General features: G+C 65.5%; 15 protein-coding genes. 1 reads left to right on the top strand and 14 read right to left on the bottom strand.

All coding sequences use genetic code 11. The annotated features are described in order from the left end of the window. Window positions 1–30 precede the first annotated feature (30 nt). Window positions 31–1074 carry a hypothetical protein gene (locus A6723_RS12530; RefSeq protein ID WP_054907296.1) on the top strand — a complete coding sequence of 348 codons (1044 nt, stop codon included), beginning with the start codon at window positions 31–33 and terminating at the stop codon, window positions 1072–1074. Window positions 1075–1089: 15 nt separating this feature from the next. Here the strand turns inward: A6723_RS12530 and A6723_RS12525 are convergent, their stop codons facing one another. The 14 genes from A6723_RS12525 to flhA form a co-directional block, all read right to left on the bottom strand. Then, the gene (locus tag A6723_RS12525; RefSeq protein WP_064979688.1) at window positions 1090–1497 is read right to left on the bottom strand and encodes a DUF2802 domain-containing protein; all 408 of its coding nucleotides are present in this window, start codon (window positions 1495–1497) and stop codon (window positions 1090–1092) included. A gap of 1 nt (window position 1498) precedes the next feature. Then, on the bottom strand, window positions 1499–1978 hold the full coding sequence (locus A6723_RS12520) for a chemotaxis protein CheW (protein WP_015476565.1): 480 nt from the start codon (window positions 1976–1978) through the stop codon (window positions 1499–1501). 72 nt (window positions 1979–2050) lie between these two features. Further along, a complete protein-coding gene (locus A6723_RS12515; protein ID WP_054907294.1) occupies window positions 2051–2995 on the bottom strand; it encodes a CheW domain-containing protein in 945 nt (314 codons plus the stop codon). A 97-nt stretch (window positions 2996–3092) separates the two neighbouring features. Continuing rightward, a complete protein-coding gene (locus A6723_RS12510) occupies window positions 3093–3881 on the bottom strand; it encodes a ParA family protein (RefSeq protein WP_024765935.1) in 789 nt (262 codons plus the stop codon). Window positions 3882–3933: 52 nt separating this feature from the next. Further along, the gene (motD, locus tag A6723_RS12505) at window positions 3934–4818 is read right to left on the bottom strand and encodes a flagellar motor protein MotD (protein ID WP_024765934.1); all 885 of its coding nucleotides are present in this window, start codon (window positions 4816–4818) and stop codon (window positions 3934–3936) included. 16 nt (window positions 4819–4834) lie between these two features. After that, window positions 4835–5575: a flagellar motor protein gene (locus A6723_RS12500; RefSeq protein WP_054907293.1), complete on the bottom strand. Its 741-nt coding sequence runs from the start codon at window positions 5573–5575 to the stop codon at window positions 4835–4837. Beyond that, a complete protein-coding gene (locus A6723_RS12495; protein WP_054907292.1) occupies window positions 5575–6693 on the bottom strand; it encodes a chemotaxis response regulator protein-glutamate methylesterase in 1119 nt (372 codons plus the stop codon). Before A6723_RS12495 ends, A6723_RS12500 begins: the two co-directional genes overlap by 1 nt. A 62-nt stretch (window positions 6694–6755) precedes the next feature. Beyond that, a complete protein-coding gene (locus A6723_RS12490; RefSeq protein WP_054907291.1) occupies window positions 6756–8975 on the bottom strand; it encodes a chemotaxis protein CheA in 2220 nt (739 codons plus the stop codon). A gap of 31 nt (window positions 8976–9006) precedes the next feature. Beyond that, a complete protein-coding gene (locus tag A6723_RS12485) occupies window positions 9007–9789 on the bottom strand; it encodes a protein phosphatase CheZ (RefSeq protein ID WP_024764972.1) in 783 nt (260 codons plus the stop codon). Between the two features lie 19 nt (window positions 9790–9808). Next, window positions 9809–10183, bottom strand: coding sequence for a chemotaxis response regulator CheY (locus A6723_RS12480; protein ID WP_085988857.1), 375 nt, complete (start codon window positions 10181–10183; stop codon window positions 9809–9811). Between the two features lie 197 nt (window positions 10184–10380). Further along, a complete protein-coding gene (gene fliA / locus A6723_RS12475; RefSeq protein WP_024764971.1) occupies window positions 10381–11130 on the bottom strand; it encodes an RNA polymerase sigma factor FliA in 750 nt (249 codons plus the stop codon). Further along, on the bottom strand, window positions 11127–11954 hold the full coding sequence (gene fleN, locus A6723_RS12470) for a flagellar synthesis regulator FleN (protein ID WP_017520297.1): 828 nt from the start codon (window positions 11952–11954) through the stop codon (window positions 11127–11129). The genes fliA and fleN overlap by 4 nt, the downstream gene beginning before the upstream one ends. A 164-nt stretch (window positions 11955–12118) precedes the next feature. Then, the gene (flhF, locus tag A6723_RS12465; protein WP_054907290.1) at window positions 12119–13429 is read right to left on the bottom strand and encodes a flagellar biosynthesis protein FlhF; all 1311 of its coding nucleotides are present in this window, start codon (window positions 13427–13429) and stop codon (window positions 12119–12121) included. A gap of 15 nt (window positions 13430–13444) precedes the next feature. Continuing rightward, window positions 13445–15568, bottom strand: a complete 2124-nt coding sequence (gene flhA / locus A6723_RS12460; RefSeq protein WP_054907289.1) for a flagellar biosynthesis protein FlhA — start codon at window positions 15566–15568, stop codon at window positions 13445–13447. Window positions 15569–15613: the final 45 nt, after the last annotated feature.

Below are 15613 nucleotides of genomic sequence, written 5' to 3'. Positions count from 1 at the left end.
GCTTTCAGCGAGTGAAGAGGCTGCAGTGCGATGAATCAGGTTCAGTCACCCCGGGACGAAGCAAGCGAGCAAGCCCGATACGAGCATCTGTGCACCGAGGCTGCCCGCGTGGGGATGGAGCGACAGGGGGACTGGAAGGGGTTCCAGGCGACCTACTGGTTCCGCTGCCGCCTGGGGCACGAGATCAAACGCTACATGGGGCCCTTTACCCGACAATCGAAGCTACCCGAATGCCAGGTATGCCTGACGAAGCATCGACTGCAATCACTCCGCGCCAAGGCCAGGAAGGAAGGCGTCACGCTGCTGAGCAAGCAGTGGCTGGGGGACAAGGCGCTTCATCACTTTGCTTGTGCCCAGGGGCACAGCTGGGAGCGAACCGGCCGCACCGCGCTGAATAACATCAGTTGCCCGGAATGCACCCGTGGTCGCCCTCGACAGGCCGATCTGCTACCCGATGGCCTGGAGCGCCTGCAGGAAGCAGCGAGACGCCATGGTGGCGAATGCCTATCTCCCGAGTACCACGGACTGATGAGGAAACATGAGTTCCGTTGCGCCAAGGGGCATACCTGGCAAGCCCGTGGCGCATCCGTCATGAAAAATGACAGCTGGTGCCCCCGTTGTCACAACTGGCCAATCGACCGTGCGGTATGGCAAGCGGACGGTTTGGCCAGACTGCGCGCGGCTGCAGCACGGCATGGCGGCATATGCCTGGCCGATGAGTATCTGGGCGCCAATCCTGGCTACCGCTTCCGCTGCGCCAAGGGGCACGAGTGGGAAACCAAGGCCACCCACGTCCTGGCGGGCACCTGGTGCAAGGTCTGCCTGACGCTTTCACAGCGGCTCACACTCGAAGATGCGCAGCGCATAGCCACGGAGCGCGGCGGGCAGTGCCTTTCCAAGGAGTATGTCCGGTGCCAGCAGAAGCTGCATTGGCTCTGCCATAAGGGCCATAGCTGGCACAGCACGTTCACCAATATTCGCTCAGGCAGATGGTGCCCGACTTGCGGGCATATGAGCCGTTTGAGCAGCAGCAAGTCGAAGGTCAGGCAGCGCTACGAGTCCTACGACCGCTGACCGAGGCAGCCTGTGCTATTCGCGCGCCTTGCCCTGATGCAGGCGGGCGACCAGCTCGGCCTCGGCCTGGGACAGGCCGCAGCTCTGGGTCAGGTCTTCGGGGCTGGCGCCCATGCCGACCAGTCGCGCGGCCTGGCTGAAGGACARGCTGGTRGGGTCGCGCTGCTCRATGCGCACCAGGCGCTCCGGCAGCGGCGCGACCTGTTTGGTCAGCTCGCGCAGCTCTTCGCCCATGCGGATATTGATCTGCWGGTACGACTCGATGCGCTTGCCCTGCTCTTTCAGGCGCTGCTCGAACACTGCCAGCTGCTTGGCCAGTTCGGCGGCCTGCGCCTGCTGGTCGCGCTGCCGGCCGGACAGCCAGACGCAGGCCAGCGCCAGGCCGGCGCAGACGATACCGAGTACCACCAGGGCGATCAGCACCTCAGATGCTCTCCAGCTCCGACCACTCTTCCTCGGTCATCATCTTGTCCAGCTCGACCAGGATCAGCAGCTCGCCGTTCTTGTTGCAGACGCCCTGGATGAACTTGGCCGATTCCTCGTTACCGACGTTCGGCGCGGTCTCGATCTCGGACTGGCGCAGGTAGACGACCTCGGCAACGCTGTCGACCAGGATGCCCACGACCTGCTTGTCGGCCTCGATGATGACGATGCGGGTGTTGTCCGAGACCGGCGCCGGGTCCAGGCCGAAACGCTGGCGGGTGTCGATCACGGTGACCACGTTGCCGCGCAGGTTGATGATGCCCAGCACGTAGCTCGGGGCACCGGGGACCGGCGCGATCTCGGTGTAGCGCAGCACTTCCTGGACCTGCATCACGTTGATGCCGTAGGTCTCGTTGTCCAGGCGGAAGGTGACCCACTGCAGAATCGGATCTTCGGCACCTTGCGCTGACGTTTTCTTCATATCCCCTCGCCTCTTCTGGTACCGCGCCGCCTGCGGCGCGATGGTTGTCTTTCAATAAGGTAGCGCCCGGCCTCAGGGCTTCAGGTGCTTCGCCGCGCCGCTGGCGATCAGTTCGGCCAGGGCCGAGACATCCAGCAGCGCGCACATCTGGTCGATCACCGTGCCGGCCAGCCACGGGCGCTGCTGGCGCTGGCTGCGCCACTTCACCTCGGACGGGTCGAGGCGCACCGAGCGGCTGACCTGGTGCACGGCCAGCCCCCACTCGTACCCCTGCACGGAAATCACATACTGCAGCCCCTCGCGGTAGTCGTCGCGGTAACGCTCGGGCATCACCCAGCGCGCGGTGTCGAGCACCTTGAGGTTGCCGTTCTGCCCCGGCAGGATGCCAAGGAACCAGTCCGGCTGGCCGAACAGCGGGGTCAGGTCGTGCCCCGCCAGCGGATAGATCGAGCCCAGGCAGACCAGCGGCACTGCCAGGGTCAGGCCGGCGACGTCGAACAGCAGGCATTCGAAGGGCTCGGCAGCCCATACCGGACGACCATCGTCGAGCAGCTTCAGCGGCGCGGCGGGCATCTCGGCGCTGCCGGGCTGGTGCAGGTCGATGACCTGGCCGATCTGCGCAGGCGGCTCGTCGGCGATCGGCGCCTCGATGGCCGGGGCGACCGGTTCGGGCAGCAGGGCTTCGATGACCTTGGGTTCAGCAACTGGCGCGCGGGCGACGCCGCTCAGGCGCGCATCACGAACCTGCTCTTCGAGCACGGCCGCTTCGAATTCGTCGAGGCTGACGCTGGTTTCCGGCGCCTGCATCACCGCTGCCTGAGGTTCGGCGGTGAGTGGCTCCACCGGCTCGCTGACCACCAGTGCCACCGCGGCAACCGGAACCGATGCAACGGGTGCGGCAACGGGCTGCGCCAGCGGTTCCACGGCGAAGTCTTCGAAAGTGGCCTCCTGCAGCAGCGCGTCCAGGTAGGACTGCAGCGCGAGCTGGGGGCGAGTGGCGGTAGCGGAACGACTCATGATGGATAACCGCGCAAGGTAACTGTCCAGCCTATCGGCAGCGGATGCGCAGGACTTGAACGCATCCGTCGGATTCTTCTGTGGGTGCCAGCCATGCTCAGGCTACCTGGCTCGCCGGCACATGGGCCAGCAGATGCTTGAGCAACGCACGGTAGGCGATCACGCCCCGGCTGTTGCTGTCGTTGCGCGACGGCACCATGCCCAGGCGGCTGGCGTCGCGCAGCTTGGTGTCCACCGGGATGAAGGCTTGCCAGAGCGTGTCCGGGTAGGTATCGCGCAATACCCGCAGGGTGCCCAGGGAAGCCTGGGTACGGCGGTCGAACAGGGTCGGCACGATGGTGAACGGCAGCGCCTGCTTGCGCGAGCGGTTGACCATCTTCAGGGTGTTGACCATGCGCTCCAGGCCCTTGAGGGCGAGGAACTCGGTCTGCACCGGGATCACCAGGTGCTGGCTGGCCGCCATGGCGTTGACCATCAGCACACCCAGCAGCGGCGGGCTGTCGATGATCGCGTAGTCGAATTCGTTCCACAGTTGCGCCAGGCTCTTGGCGATCACCAGGCCCAGGCCGTTCTGCCCCGGCGACTGGCGCTCCAGGGTGGCCAGCGCGGTGCTCGATGGCAGCAGGCGGATGTTCTCGTGGCTGGTGGGCAGCAGCAGCGACTCGGGCAGTCCCTCGGGCACGTTGCCCTGGTGCAGGAACAGGTCGAACACGCTGTGTTCCAGGCTGTCCGGGTCGTGGCCGAAATAGCTGGTCATCGAGCCGTGGGGGTCCAGGTCGACGATCAGCACGCGCTTGCCGGCATCCGCCAGCAGGCCCGCCAAGGCGATGGAGGAAGTGGTCTTGCCGACGCCACCTTTCTGGTTGGCTACCGCCCAGACTTTCATAGTGCGCGCTCCCCGGTGGCACAGCATCGGCTCAGGATCGTAGTCATGGTTCTCATTGCCCTGTGGCCGATGACGAAGAATTGACGGCGCCACTGGCGGGCGCCTCACTGGCAAGCACTGGTGCAGGTTGCGTGCCAGCATGCCGCAAGGCCGGATCGGGCTGTGCCTTGCCGCTACCGACGCCGCTGATGCTGCGGCGCACCTCCAGGTTGCGGGAGATCACCAGCACCACCCGGCGGTTGCGTGCGCGACCATCCGCCGTGGCATTGTCCGCCACTGGCTGGAATTCGCCATAGCCCACCGCCGCCAGCCGACCGGCGTCGAGGCCGTCCTGGGCGAGCATGCGGACGATGCTGGCGGCACGGGCCGCGGACAACTCCCAGTTGGTCGGGTACTGCGAATTATGGATCGGCACGTTGTCGGTGAAGCCTTCGACATGCACCGGGTTGCGGTAAGGCGCCAGAATCCTGGCGACCTTCTCGATGATGGCGAAGGCAGCGTCATTGGGGATCGCGTCGCCGCTGGGGAACAGCAGGCTGGAATTGAGGGTGATCTCGATCCAGAACTCGTTGCCGCGCACCGACAGCTGTTCGCTGGAGATCAGGTCGCCGAACGCCTGGCGCACGCTGTCGCTGATCTGCTGCAGGGTATCGGGGCTGCCCTGGGCCTGCCCTTCGTCCTGCGGTTCGGTGATCGACTGGTCCGGCTGCTGGGTGCGCGGGCGCTCCTCGCCGACGGGAATCGGGCGGATCGAACGGTCCGGTTGGTTGAACACACCGGTCAGGGTTTCCGAGAGGATCTTGTACTTGCCCTCGTTGATCGAGGAGATCGAGTACATCACCACGAAGAAGGCGAACAGCAGGGTGATGAAGTCCGCGTAGGACACCAGCCAGCGTTCGTGATTCTCGTGTTCCTCATGGCGTCTGCGGCGAGGCATGCGCATCCCCTCCCCCTCAGCCGACGAAGCCTTGCAGCTTCAGCTCGATGGAGCGCGGGTTCTCGCCTTCGGCGATGGACAGCAGGCCCTCCATCAACATTTCGCGGTAACACGACTGGCGCAGCACGATGCTCTTGAGCTTGTTGCCGATGGGCAGCAGCAGGAGGTTGGCCAGGCCGACGCCATAGATGGTGGCGACGAAGGCCACGGCAATGCCGTTGCCCAACTGGCTGGGGTCGGCGAGGTTGCCCATCACGTGGATCAGGCCCATCACCGCGCCGATGATGCCGATGGTCGGCGAATAGCCGCCCATGGCTTCGAACACTTTGGCCGCCGCGAGATCGCGGCTTTCCTGGTTGTACAGGTCGACTTCGAGGATGCTGCGGATGGCCTCGGGCTCAGTGCCGTCCACCAGCAGTTGCAGGCCCTTGCGCGCATAGGGGTCACGCTCGGCGTCGGCGACGGTTTCCAGGCCCAGCAGGCCTTCCTTGCGCGCCGTCATGCTCCAGCCGACCACATGGTTGATGCCGCCGACCAGGTCCACCTTGGGCGGCAGGACCATCCAGCGCAGCATGGTCAGCGCCCGCTTGAGCACTGCCACCGGGGTCTGCAGCAGCGCGGCGGCCAGGGTGCCGCCGACCACGATCAGCGCCGCCGGGCCGTTGGCCAGGGCACCGACGTGCCCACCCTCGAGGAAGTTGCCACCGATGATGGCAACCAGCGCAAGGATCAGGCCGACCAGGCTGAGGACATCCATCAGCCGCAGGCCTCGGTCAGGTGGCGACCGATGTCGTCCAGGCTGTACACCGCATCGGCCAGGCCGGCCTTGGCGATCGCCATGGGCATGCCGTAGATCACGCAGCTGGCCTCATCCTGCGCCCAGACCTGGGCACCGCCCTGCTTGAGCATGCGCGCACCTTCGCGGCCGTCGGCGCCCATGCCGGTAAGGACCACCGCCAGCACCTTGTCGCCATAGGCCTTGGACGCGGAACCGAAGGTCACGTCGACACAGGGCTTGTAGTTCAGGCGCTCGTCGCCGGGGAGAATGCGGATCGCGCCGCGAGCGTCGACCATCATCTGCTTGCCGCCGGGAGCCAGCAACGCCACGCCGGGACGCAGGATGTCGCCATCCTCGGCTTCCTTGACGGTGATCTTGCACAGCTTGTCCAGGCGCTCGGCGAAGGCCTTGGTGAAGGCCGCCGGCATGTGCTGGATCAGCACCAGCGGCGCAGGGAAGTTGGCAGGCAGCTGGGTCAGGACCCGCTGCAGCGCCACCGGCCCACCGGTGGACGTACCGATGGCTACCAGCCGGTAGGGCTTACGCTTTGGGGCGGCGGAAGTCGTCGGCGCCGGAGTCGCTGGCGCCTGGCTGCTGCCCGAGGAAGCGGGAGCGGCATGGCGCGCGGCGCTGCTGGCCGCCGGTGCGGCTGAAGTCGGCGTGCTGGAGGAATAGGACGAGTACGCGGCAAAGCGGCGATTGCTCTTGGCGATGGTGTGGACCTTCTCGCACAGCAACTGGCGGACCTTGTCCGGGTTGCGCGAGATGTCCTCGAAGTTCTTCGGCAGGTAATCGACGGCGCCGGCATCCAGCGCGTCCAGGGTCACCCGCGCGCCCTCGTGGGTCAGCGAGGAGAACATCAGGACCGGCGTCGGGCAGCGCTGCATGATGGTCCGCACGGCGGTGATGCCATCCATCAGCGGCATCTCGTAGTCCATGGTGATCACGTCGGGCTTGAGCGCCAGCGCCTGATCGATCGCCTCGCGGCCGTTGGTCGCCGTGCCGACCACCTGGATCTGCGGATCAGCCGAAAGAATCTCCGAGACGCGGCGGCGGAAGAACCCCGAATCGTCCACCACCAGGACTTTGACAGCCATAGACACTCCTGAAAAAAACTTCTTCCATCACGTGCGCGGGCCTCGCGGCTCGCGCACGGCGGTCAGATACGACGGGCGTAGCGCTTGAGCATGCTCGGCACGTCGAGGATCAGCGCGATGCGCCCGTCCCCGGTGATGGTCGCTCCGGCCATGCCCGGCGTGCCTTGCAGCATCTTGCCCAGCGGCTTGATCACCACCTCTTCCTGGCCCACCAGTTGGTCGACCACGAAGCCGATGCGCTGGGTGCCCACGGAGAGGATCACCACGTGGCCCTCGCCCGGCTCGTCATGCTGCGCGCCCGGCACCAGCCAGCGCTTGAGGTAGAACAACGGCAGGGCCTTGTCGCGAACGATCACCACTTCCTGGCCATCGACCACGTTGGTGTTCGACAGGTCGAGGTGGAATATCTCGTTGACGTTGACCAGCGGGAAGGCGAAGGCCTGGTTGCCCAGCATCACCATCAGGGTCGGCATGATCGCCAGGGTCAGCGGGACCTTGATGACGATCTTCGAGCCCTGGCCCTTGGTCGAGTAGATGTTGATGATGCCGTTGAGCTGGGAAATCTTGGTCTTCACCACGTCCATGCCGACACCGCGGCCGGAGACGTCGGAAATCTCGGTCTTGGTCGAGAAGCCCGGCGCGAAGATCAGGTTGTAGCAGTCGGACTCGGACAGGCGATCGGCCGCGTCCTTGTCCAGCAGGCCCTTCTCCACGGCCTTGGCGCGCAGCACATCCGGGTCCATGCCTTTGCCGTCATCGGAGATCGACAGCAGGATGTGGTCGCCTTCCTGCTCAGCGGACAGCACCACCTTGCCCGAGCGGGACTTGCCGGCGGCTTCGCGCTCGTCCGGGCCTTCGATGCCGTGGTCGACCGCGTTGCGCACCAGGTGCACCAGCGGGTCGGCCAGGGCTTCGACCAGGTTCTTGTCCAGGTCGGTTTCTTCGCCGATCAGCTCGAGGTTGATCTCTTTCTTCAGATTGCGCGCCAGGTCGCGGACCTGCCGCGGGAAGCGGCCGAAGACCTTCTTGATCGGCTGCATGCGGGTCTTCATGACCGACGACTGCAGGTCGGCGGTGACCACGTCGAGGTTGGAAACGGCCTTGGCCATCGCCTCGTCGCCGCTGTTCAGGCCCAGGCGCACCAGGCGGTTACGCACCAGCACCAGTTCGCCGACCATGTTCATGATCTCGTCCAGGCGGGCGGTGTCCACGCGCACGGTGGTTTCCGCTTCGTTGGCCGGTTTCTCTGCGGCGGCGGCCGCGCTGGGCTTGGCCGCGGCAGGCTTGGCAGCAGCAGCCGGTGCGGGCGCGGCGGCGGGCTTGGGCGCCGGCGCAGCAGGCTGGACAGCCGGCTTGGCGGCCGCAACCGGCTCTTCCTTCGCGCCGGTGAACTGGCCCTTGCCGTGCAGCTCGTCGAGCAGCTTCTCGAATTCGTCGTCGGTGATGTTGTCGTCGCCGGAGGCCGCCGGAGCATCCTCCGCCTTGGTCGCGGCAGCAGCCTCGACGGGAGCGGCGGCTTCTTCCTTCGCGCCGGTGAACTGGCCTTTGCCATGCAACTGGTCGAGCAGCGCTTCGAACTCATCGTCGCTGATCTCGTCACCACCACTGGCGGCCGGAGCGTCGGCCAGCGGAGCCGGGGCGGCCTTGGCGGCTTCCTTGGCGCCAGCACTGAACTGGCCCTTGCCGTGCAACTGGTCGAGGAGTGCTTCGAATTCGTCGTCGGTGATGTCGTCGCCACCCGCGCCAACCGGTGCGGCAGGCGCATCAGCGGTGGGCTCGAGGGCATCCATCAGTTGCTCGAACTCGGCGTCGGTGATGTCGCCGTAGGCCGCCGGAGCTTCTTCCGCAACAGGCTCGACCACGGCCGGAGCGGGAGCTTCGGCCGGGGCGGCATTCGGGTCGGCCAGGCGCGACAGGGCAGCGAGCAGCTCGGGCGTCGCCGGAGTCGGCTCCTGCGCGTCACGCACCTGCTGGAACATGACGTTGACGGTATCCAGCGCCTGCAGCATCACGTCCATCAGCTCGGCATCCACGCGGCGTTCGCCCTTGCGCAGCATGTCGAACACGTTTTCGGCGATGTGGCAGCACTCCACCAGCGCGTTCAGCTGGAGGAAGCCGGCACCACCCTTGACGGTGTGGAACCCACGGAAGATGGCATTGAGCAGGTCCATGTCTTCCGGGCGGCTTTCCAGCTCGACCAGTTGCTCGGACAGTAGCTCGAGAATCTCGCCGGCCTCCACCAGGAAGTCCTGGAGGATTTCGTCATCGGCGTCGAAGCTCATTCGGTGCTCCCTCTACAGCGTCAGGCGACGCTTAAAAACCAAGGCTGGACAACAGGTCGTCGACATCGTCCTGACCGGACACGACGTCCTTTCTTGTATCGGCAGCAATCTGCGGACCTTCACCCTTGGACGATCTTTCTTTTTCCACCGCGTCGCGCATGCCGTCGTGGTCATGCTCGATACCGGCGTAGCGATCGACCTGACCCGCCATCCAGACCAGCTTGACCAGGTTCGACTCGACCTCGGTCACCAGCTTGGTGACGCGCTTGATCACCTGCCCGGTGAGGTCCTGGAAGTCCTGCGCCAGCAGGATGTCGTTCAGGTGGGCGGAGAGCTTGCGGCTGTCCTGGGCGCTGATGTAGAGGAACTGCTCGACGCGCTTGGCCAGGTCACGGAAGGCGTCGGCGCCCAGCTCGCGGCGCATGAAGCGCGACCAGTCTTCCTGCAGCTCCTTGGCCTGGGTCTCGATGTGCATGACCACCGGGGTGCACTCCTCCACCAGGTCCATGGTGCGATTGGCCGCTTTCTCGGTCATCGTCACCACGTAGGACAGGCGGTCGGTCGCGTCGGCGATCTGCGACATCTCCTCGGCGTGCCGGGAGTTGGGATCGATCTGGAAGTTGACGATGGCGTTGTGCAGCTCGCGGGTGAGCTTGCCGACCTCCTGGTAGAGGCCTCGGTCGCGCGCCTGGTTGAGCTCGGAGATCAGTTGCACGGCGGTCTGAACGTCGCCGCGTTCGAGGCAGTCGACCAATTCGCGCGCGTGTTTTTTCAGGGTCGACTCGAAGTCACCCGCGGATTCGTTGAAATCCATGACGCCCTCTATGCCGGCCTTAGCTGCCGACCCGCTCGAAAATCTTCTCGATCTTTTCTTTCAGCACCTGAGCGGTGAAAGGCTTGACCACATAGCCGTTGACCCCGGCCTGGGCCGCTTCGATGATCTGGTCGCGCTTGGCTTCGGCGGTGACCATCAGCACCGGCAGGTGCTTGAGGCGCTCGTCGGCGCGGACCGCACGAAGCAGGTCGATGCCGGTCATGCCGGGCATGTTCCAGTCGGTCACGAGGAAATCGAAGTTGCCGCTGTGCAGCATCGGCAGCGCAGTGGTGCCGTCGTCGGCTTCTGCGGTGTTGGTGAACCCCAGGTCTCGCAGGAGGTTCTTGATGATGCGCCTCATCGTGGAAAAGTCGTCCACGATGAGAATTTTCATGTTCTTGTCCAAACCTGCCTCCATCGATACCAAACGCGCCCTGGCGGGCGTGCCGTCAATTCATTGAGCGCCGTGCGCTCTTTGGGGTGGATGCGTCAAAGGAACGTCACCCAAAAATTCGTAAGCCTATAACTTGCCTAAGGAAATTCCTTTCAGGCTTTACGCTCAGAACAAGCAGCCGCGAAACTACCCGATGCTCAGCGCGCGCGCCACTCCGCCAGTCGCGAGCGCAGGCGCGCGGCGCACTGGCTGTGCAGCTGGCTGACGCGGGACTCGCTGACGCCCAGTACTTCGCCGATCTCCTTGAGGTTGAGCTCCTCGTCGTAGTACAGCGCCAGGACCAGCCGCTCGCGCTCGGGCAGCTTGGTGATGGCGTCGGCCAGCGCCGCCTGGAAGCGTTCGTCTTCCAGGCCGTGGGACGGCTCGTTGTCGTGATGCGAAGCGTCTTCGGCAAGGCCACCGCCCTGTTCACCGTCCTGCAACATGTCATCGAAGCTGTACAACCGGCTGCCCTGGGTGTCGCTGAGGATGCCGTAATAATCTTCGAGGCTCATATTGAGTTCGGCAGCAACCTCCTGATCTTTAGCGTCACGTCCGGTGCGCGCCTCGACGGCGCGGATGGCGTCGCTGACCATGCGGGTGTTGCGGTGCACCGAACGGGGCGCCCAATCGCCCTTGCGCACCTCGTCGAGCATGGCGCCACGGATACGGATGCCGGCGTAGGTCTCGAAGCTCGCGCCCTTGCCCGCGTCGTACTTCTTCGCCGCCTCCAGCAGGCCGATCATCCCGGCCTGCATCAGGTCCTCCACCTGCACGCTGGCCGGCAGACGGCCCAGCAGGTGGTAGGCGATGCGCTTCACCAGTGGTGCGTGTTTCTGGATCAGCAGTTCCTGGGAGTTATGCGCCTGTGCCTTGCTGTACATACGCGCTCCGGAGGCCGCGGTCATACGGCCGAACCCGTGGGATGTTGCACCAGGCGCTCGACGAAGAACTCCAGGTGCCCTCGTGGGTTGGCCGGCAGCGGCCAGCTGTCGACCTTCTGCGCCACCGCCCGGAAGGCCAGGGAAGCCTTGCTGCGCGGGAACGCCTCATACACCGAACGCTGCTTCTGCACCGCCTTGCGCACCGACTCGTCGTAGGGAATGGCGCCGACGTACTGCAGCGCCACGTCGAGGAAACGGTCGGTGACCTTGGTCAGCTTGGCGAACAGGTTGCGGCCCTCCTGGGGGCTGTGGGCCATGTTCGCCAGCACGCGGAAACGGGTCATGCCGTAGTCGCGGTTGAGCAGCTTGATCAAAGCATAGGCATCGGTGATGGACGTGGGTTCATCGCAGACGACCAGCAGTACTTCCTGGGCCGCGCGAACGAAGCTCACCACCGAGTCACCGATGCCGGCGGCGGTGTCCACCACCAGCACGTCGATGTTGTCGCTGATGTCGCTGAAAGCCTGGATCAGGCCGGCATGCTGCATCGGCGTGAGGTGCACCATGCTCTGGGTGCCCGAGGCCGCCGGGACGATGCGGATGCCGCCGGGCCCCTGGAGGATCACGTCGCGCAGGTCGCATTCGCCTTCGATCACGTCGGCCAGCGTGCGCTTGGGCGACAGGCCCAGCAGCACGTCGACGTTGGCCAGGCCAAGGTCAGCGTCCAGCAGCATGACGCGGCGACCAAGATCGGCCAGCGCCAGCGACAGATTCACCGACACGTTGGTCTTGCCCACGCCACCCTTGCCACCGGTGACTGCGATTACCTGAACGGGATGCATGCCCATATCAATACCTTGTCTCGTCGTTCGACCGTCACGCTTCTGGCGTTTCGGCTAATCCGGCTGCGGTGCTCCACCGCTTCCGGTGCTCGCGGATCATCTTGCAGAGCATCCGCATCGCTTGGGCGGCCCAACCGGCCGCCCCACGCCCCACCCGGGGCTCACAATCCTCAGCTGGCGCGACGCACCGGCTGCTGGTAAAGGCCGGCAAACATGTCGGCCATGGCGTCTTCGCTGGGCTCTTCCGGCGACTGCAGGCTCACCGCACGGCTGACCAGTTGGTGCGCGCGTGCCACATGCAGGTCATCCGGGATCTTCGGCCCGTCAGCCAGATAGGCTACCGGGAGATGCTGGCTGATAGCCAGAGCCAGAGCTTCGCCGAGGCTTCCCGCTTCGTCCAGCTTGGTCAGGATGCACCCGGCCAGCCCACAGGAACGATAGTTCTGCCAGGCGGACTTGAGCACCTGGCTCTGGCTGGTCGCGGCCAGCACGAGGTAATTCTTCACGTTCAGGCTCAGCGACGACAGCGCTTCGAGCTGCATGCGCAGCGCCGGATCGTTGGCCGGCAGGCCGGCGGTGTCGATCAGCACCAGACGCTTGCGCGCGAGCGGCGCCATGGCCTGGATCAGCGACTGGCCAGGATCGACCAGGGTCACCGGCACATTGAGGATACGGCCCAGGGTCTTGATCTGCTCCTGCGCGCCGATGCGGAAGCTGTCCATGGACACCAGGGCAATGCTCTGGGCGCCGTACTTGAGTACGTAGCGGGCAGCCAGCTTGGCCAGGGTGGTGGTCTTGCCCATGCCGGCCGGGCCGACCAGGGCGATCACGCCGCCCTGCTCCAGCAGGTCGGTTTCCGGGGTGTTGATCGAGCGCGCCAGGTGCGCCAGCAGCATACGCCAGGCCTGCTTCGGATCGGCGATGGAGGCTACGCGCTCCAGCAGGCTGCGCGACAGGTCGGCCGGCAGGCCCATGCGCTGCAGGCGACGCCACAGGTTGGCCTGCTTCGGGCGCTGGTTCTGCAGCTGGTTCCAGGCGATGGAGCCCAGTTGCACTTCAATCAGTTCACGCAGGCCGTTGAGCTCGAAGCGCATGGCTTCCAGCGCCTGCTGGCCGGCAGCCGCCGGCGTCGGGGCAGCCGGTGCGGCCATGGCTTCGGCCAGGGTCTCGGCGGCGCTGCGGCGCGGCGCTTCGGTGCCGTACATTTGACGGTCCTTGCGCACGCCATCGGTTGCGCGGGCCGGGGCCGACAGGTCCGCCTTGGCCTGGGCGATCTTCGCCTGGGTCTTGCGCAGCTCGGCTTCCAGCGCCGGGTTCGGCTTGCTGGCGGCCACCGGCGCCTGGTAATCCAGCGCGGCGGTCAGCTCCACGCCGCCGGCGACACGGCGGTTGCCGATGATCGAGGCATCCGGGCCCAGCTCGTCACGGACCAGTTTCATGGCCTGACGCATATCGGCGGCGAAGAAGCGTTTTACCTGCATGGCCTTGGACCTCAATCAGTTCTGCCCAACAGTGGCGACAATCGTGACTTGTTTGTTGTCCGGGATTTCCTGGTAAGCCAGCACGTTCATGGTGGGAACCGCCATCCGGGCGAATCGCGACATCATCGCGCGGATGGGACCTGCCACCAGCAGAATCGCCGGCTTACCGAGCATCTCCTGACGCTGCGCCGCTTCAACCATCGAGCGTTGCAGCTTTTCGGCCATTCCGGGTTCCAGCAACATGCCGTCTTCGGAGCCCTGTCCGGCCTTCTGAAGACTATTGAGCAATATCTGTTCCAACCTGGGTTCCAGAGTGATCACAGGCAGCTCCGGCTCTAGTCCCACAATGGTTTGCACGATTGCGCGGGACAGCGCGACGCGAACCGCCGCCACCATCGCGGCGGGATCTTGACTCTTCGCCGCCACGTTGGCGATGGCTTCGGCGATGGTGCGGATATCGCGTACCGGCACCTGTTCCTGCAGCAGCGCCTGCAGCACCTTGAGCAGGGTCGACAGGGAAATCAGCCCCGGCACCAGCTCTTCGGCGAGCTTGGGCGAAGTCTTGGCCAGCAGCTGCATCAGTTGCTGGACTTCCTCGTGGCCGAGCAGCTCGTGAGCATGCTTGTGCAGCACCTGGTTCAGGTGAGTGGCAACCACGGTGCTGGCATCCACCACGGTGTAGCCCAGGGACTGCGCCTGGTCGCGCTGCGAGGCCTCGATCCAGACGGCTTCCAGGCCGAAGGCCGGGTCCTTGCCGGCGATGCCGTTGAGGGTGCCGAACACTTGACCAGGGTTGATCGCCAGGTCGCGGTCCGGATAGATCTCGGCTTCGGCCACGCTGACACCCATCAGCGTCAGGCGATAGGCGTTGGGCAGCAGGTCGAGGTTGTCGCGGATATGCACCGACGGCATCAGGAAGCCCAGGTCCTGGGACAGCTTCTTGCGCACGCCCTTGATCCGCGCCAGCAGCTGGCCGCCCTGGTTGCGGTCCACCAGCGGAATCAGGCGGTAGCCCACTTCCAGGCCGACCATGTCCACCGGGGTCACGTCATCCCAGCCCAGCTCCTTGGTCTGCTCGGCGCGCTGGGCGGGCAGCAGTTCCTGCTGCGTCTGGGCTTCCTGCTCGGCCTTCTGGGTGGCCTGGCGCTGGCGGTTCCAGATCATCCAGGCGCCACCGGCAGCCAGGGCGCCCAGGCCGACGAAGGAAACGTGCGGCATGCCGGGCACCAGGCCCATGGCGATGAGGATGGCGGCGGAGATGGCCAGCGCCTTGGGCGAGGCGAACATCTGGCGGTTGACCTGGGCCCCCATGTCCTCGGAGCTGGACACACGGGTCACCATGATCGCGGCGGCGGTGGACAGCAGCAGGGAGGGCAACTGCGCCACCAGACCGTCACCGATGGTCAGCAGGGCGTAGACCTTGCCGGCATCGCCGAAGCTCATCGAGTGCTGGATCACCCCGATGGCCACGCCACCGATGAGGTTGATGAACAGGATCAGCAGGCCGGCAACGGCGTCGCCGCGGACGAACTTGCTGGCACCGTCCATGGAGCCGTAGAAGTCGGCTTCCTGGGCCACTTCGGCGCGGCGCTTCTTGGCCTCCGCCTGCTCGATCAGGCCGGCATTGAGGTCGGCATCGATGGCCATCTGCTTGCCGGGCATGGCGTCGAGGGTGAAACGCGCACTCACCTCGGAGATACGCCCGGCGCCCTTGGTGACCACCACGAAGTTGATGATCATGAGGATCGCGAAGACCACGATGCCGACGACGTAGTTGCCGCCGATCACCACCTCGCCGAAGGCCTGGATCACCTTGCCCGCGGCCGCATGGCCGTCGTGGCCGTGCAGCAGCACGACGCGGGTGGACGCGACGTTCAGCGCCAGGCGCAGCAGGGTGGCGACCAGCAGGATGGTCGGGAAGACGGCGAAATCCAGCGGGCGCAGGGCATACACGCTGACCAGCAGGACGACGATGGACAGCGCGATGTTGAAGGTGAACAGCACATCCAGCAGGAATGGCGGGATGGGCAGAGTCATCATCGCCAGCATCGCCAGCAGCAGCAGCGGCACGCCGAGGTTGCCTCGGCTGAGCCCTACCAGGTTGCTGCGAACAGTGCCGATCAGTTGCGTACGATCCACCCGAATTTCCCCTGCGCGTGGGTGGCCGAGGCAGCCACCGGATCA

Source organism: Pseudomonas sp. AU11447 (assembly GCF_001672555.2).
Taxonomy (GTDB): domain Bacteria; phylum Pseudomonadota; class Gammaproteobacteria; order Pseudomonadales; family Pseudomonadaceae; genus Pseudomonas; species Pseudomonas nitroreducens.
This window is presented reverse-complemented; position numbering and strand designations above follow the sequence as displayed.

What these genes read in the sequence shown, in the direction of transcription:
- A6723_RS12510 (WP_024765935.1), bottom strand. Translation starts at nt 3,881, where the DNA reads ATGAAAGTCTGGGCGGTAGCCAACCAGAAAGGTGGCGTCGGCAAGACC.
- motD (WP_024765934.1), bottom strand. Translation starts at nt 4,818, where the DNA reads ATGCCTCGCCGCAGACGCCATGAGGAACACGAGAATCACGAACGCTGG.
- flhF (WP_054907290.1), bottom strand. Translation starts at nt 13,429, where the DNA reads ATGCAGGTAAAACGCTTCTTCGCCGCCGATATGCGTCAGGCCATGAAA.
- A6723_RS12485 (WP_024764972.1), bottom strand. Translation starts at nt 9,789, where the DNA reads ATGGATTTCAACGAATCCGCGGGTGACTTCGAGTCGACCCTGAAAAAA.
- A6723_RS12520 (WP_015476565.1), bottom strand. Translation starts at nt 1,978, where the DNA reads ATGAAGAAAACGTCAGCGCAAGGTGCCGAAGATCCGATTCTGCAGTGG.
- A6723_RS12530 (WP_054907296.1), top strand. Translation starts at nt 31, where the DNA reads ATGAATCAGGTTCAGTCACCCCGGGACGAAGCAAGCGAGCAAGCCCGA.
- A6723_RS12500 (WP_054907293.1), bottom strand. Translation starts at nt 5,575, where the DNA reads ATGGATGTCCTCAGCCTGGTCGGCCTGATCCTTGCGCTGGTTGCCATC.
- A6723_RS12495 (WP_054907292.1), bottom strand. Translation starts at nt 6,693, where the DNA reads ATGGCTGTCAAAGTCCTGGTGGTGGACGATTCGGGGTTCTTCCGCCGC.
- A6723_RS12480 (WP_085988857.1), bottom strand. Translation starts at nt 10,183, where the DNA reads ATGAAAATTCTCATCGTGGACGACTTTTCCACGATGAGGCGCATCATC.
- fliA (WP_024764971.1), bottom strand. Translation starts at nt 11,130, where the DNA reads ATGACCGCGGCCTCCGGAGCGCGTATGTACAGCAAGGCACAGGCGCAT.
- fleN (WP_017520297.1), bottom strand. Translation starts at nt 11,954, where the DNA reads ATGGGCATGCATCCCGTTCAGGTAATCGCAGTCACCGGTGGCAAGGGT.
- A6723_RS12490 (WP_054907291.1), bottom strand. Translation starts at nt 8,975, where the DNA reads ATGAGCTTCGACGCCGATGACGAAATCCTCCAGGACTTCCTGGTGGAG.
- A6723_RS12515 (WP_054907294.1), bottom strand. Translation starts at nt 2,995, where the DNA reads ATGAGTCGTTCCGCTACCGCCACTCGCCCCCAGCTCGCGCTGCAGTCC.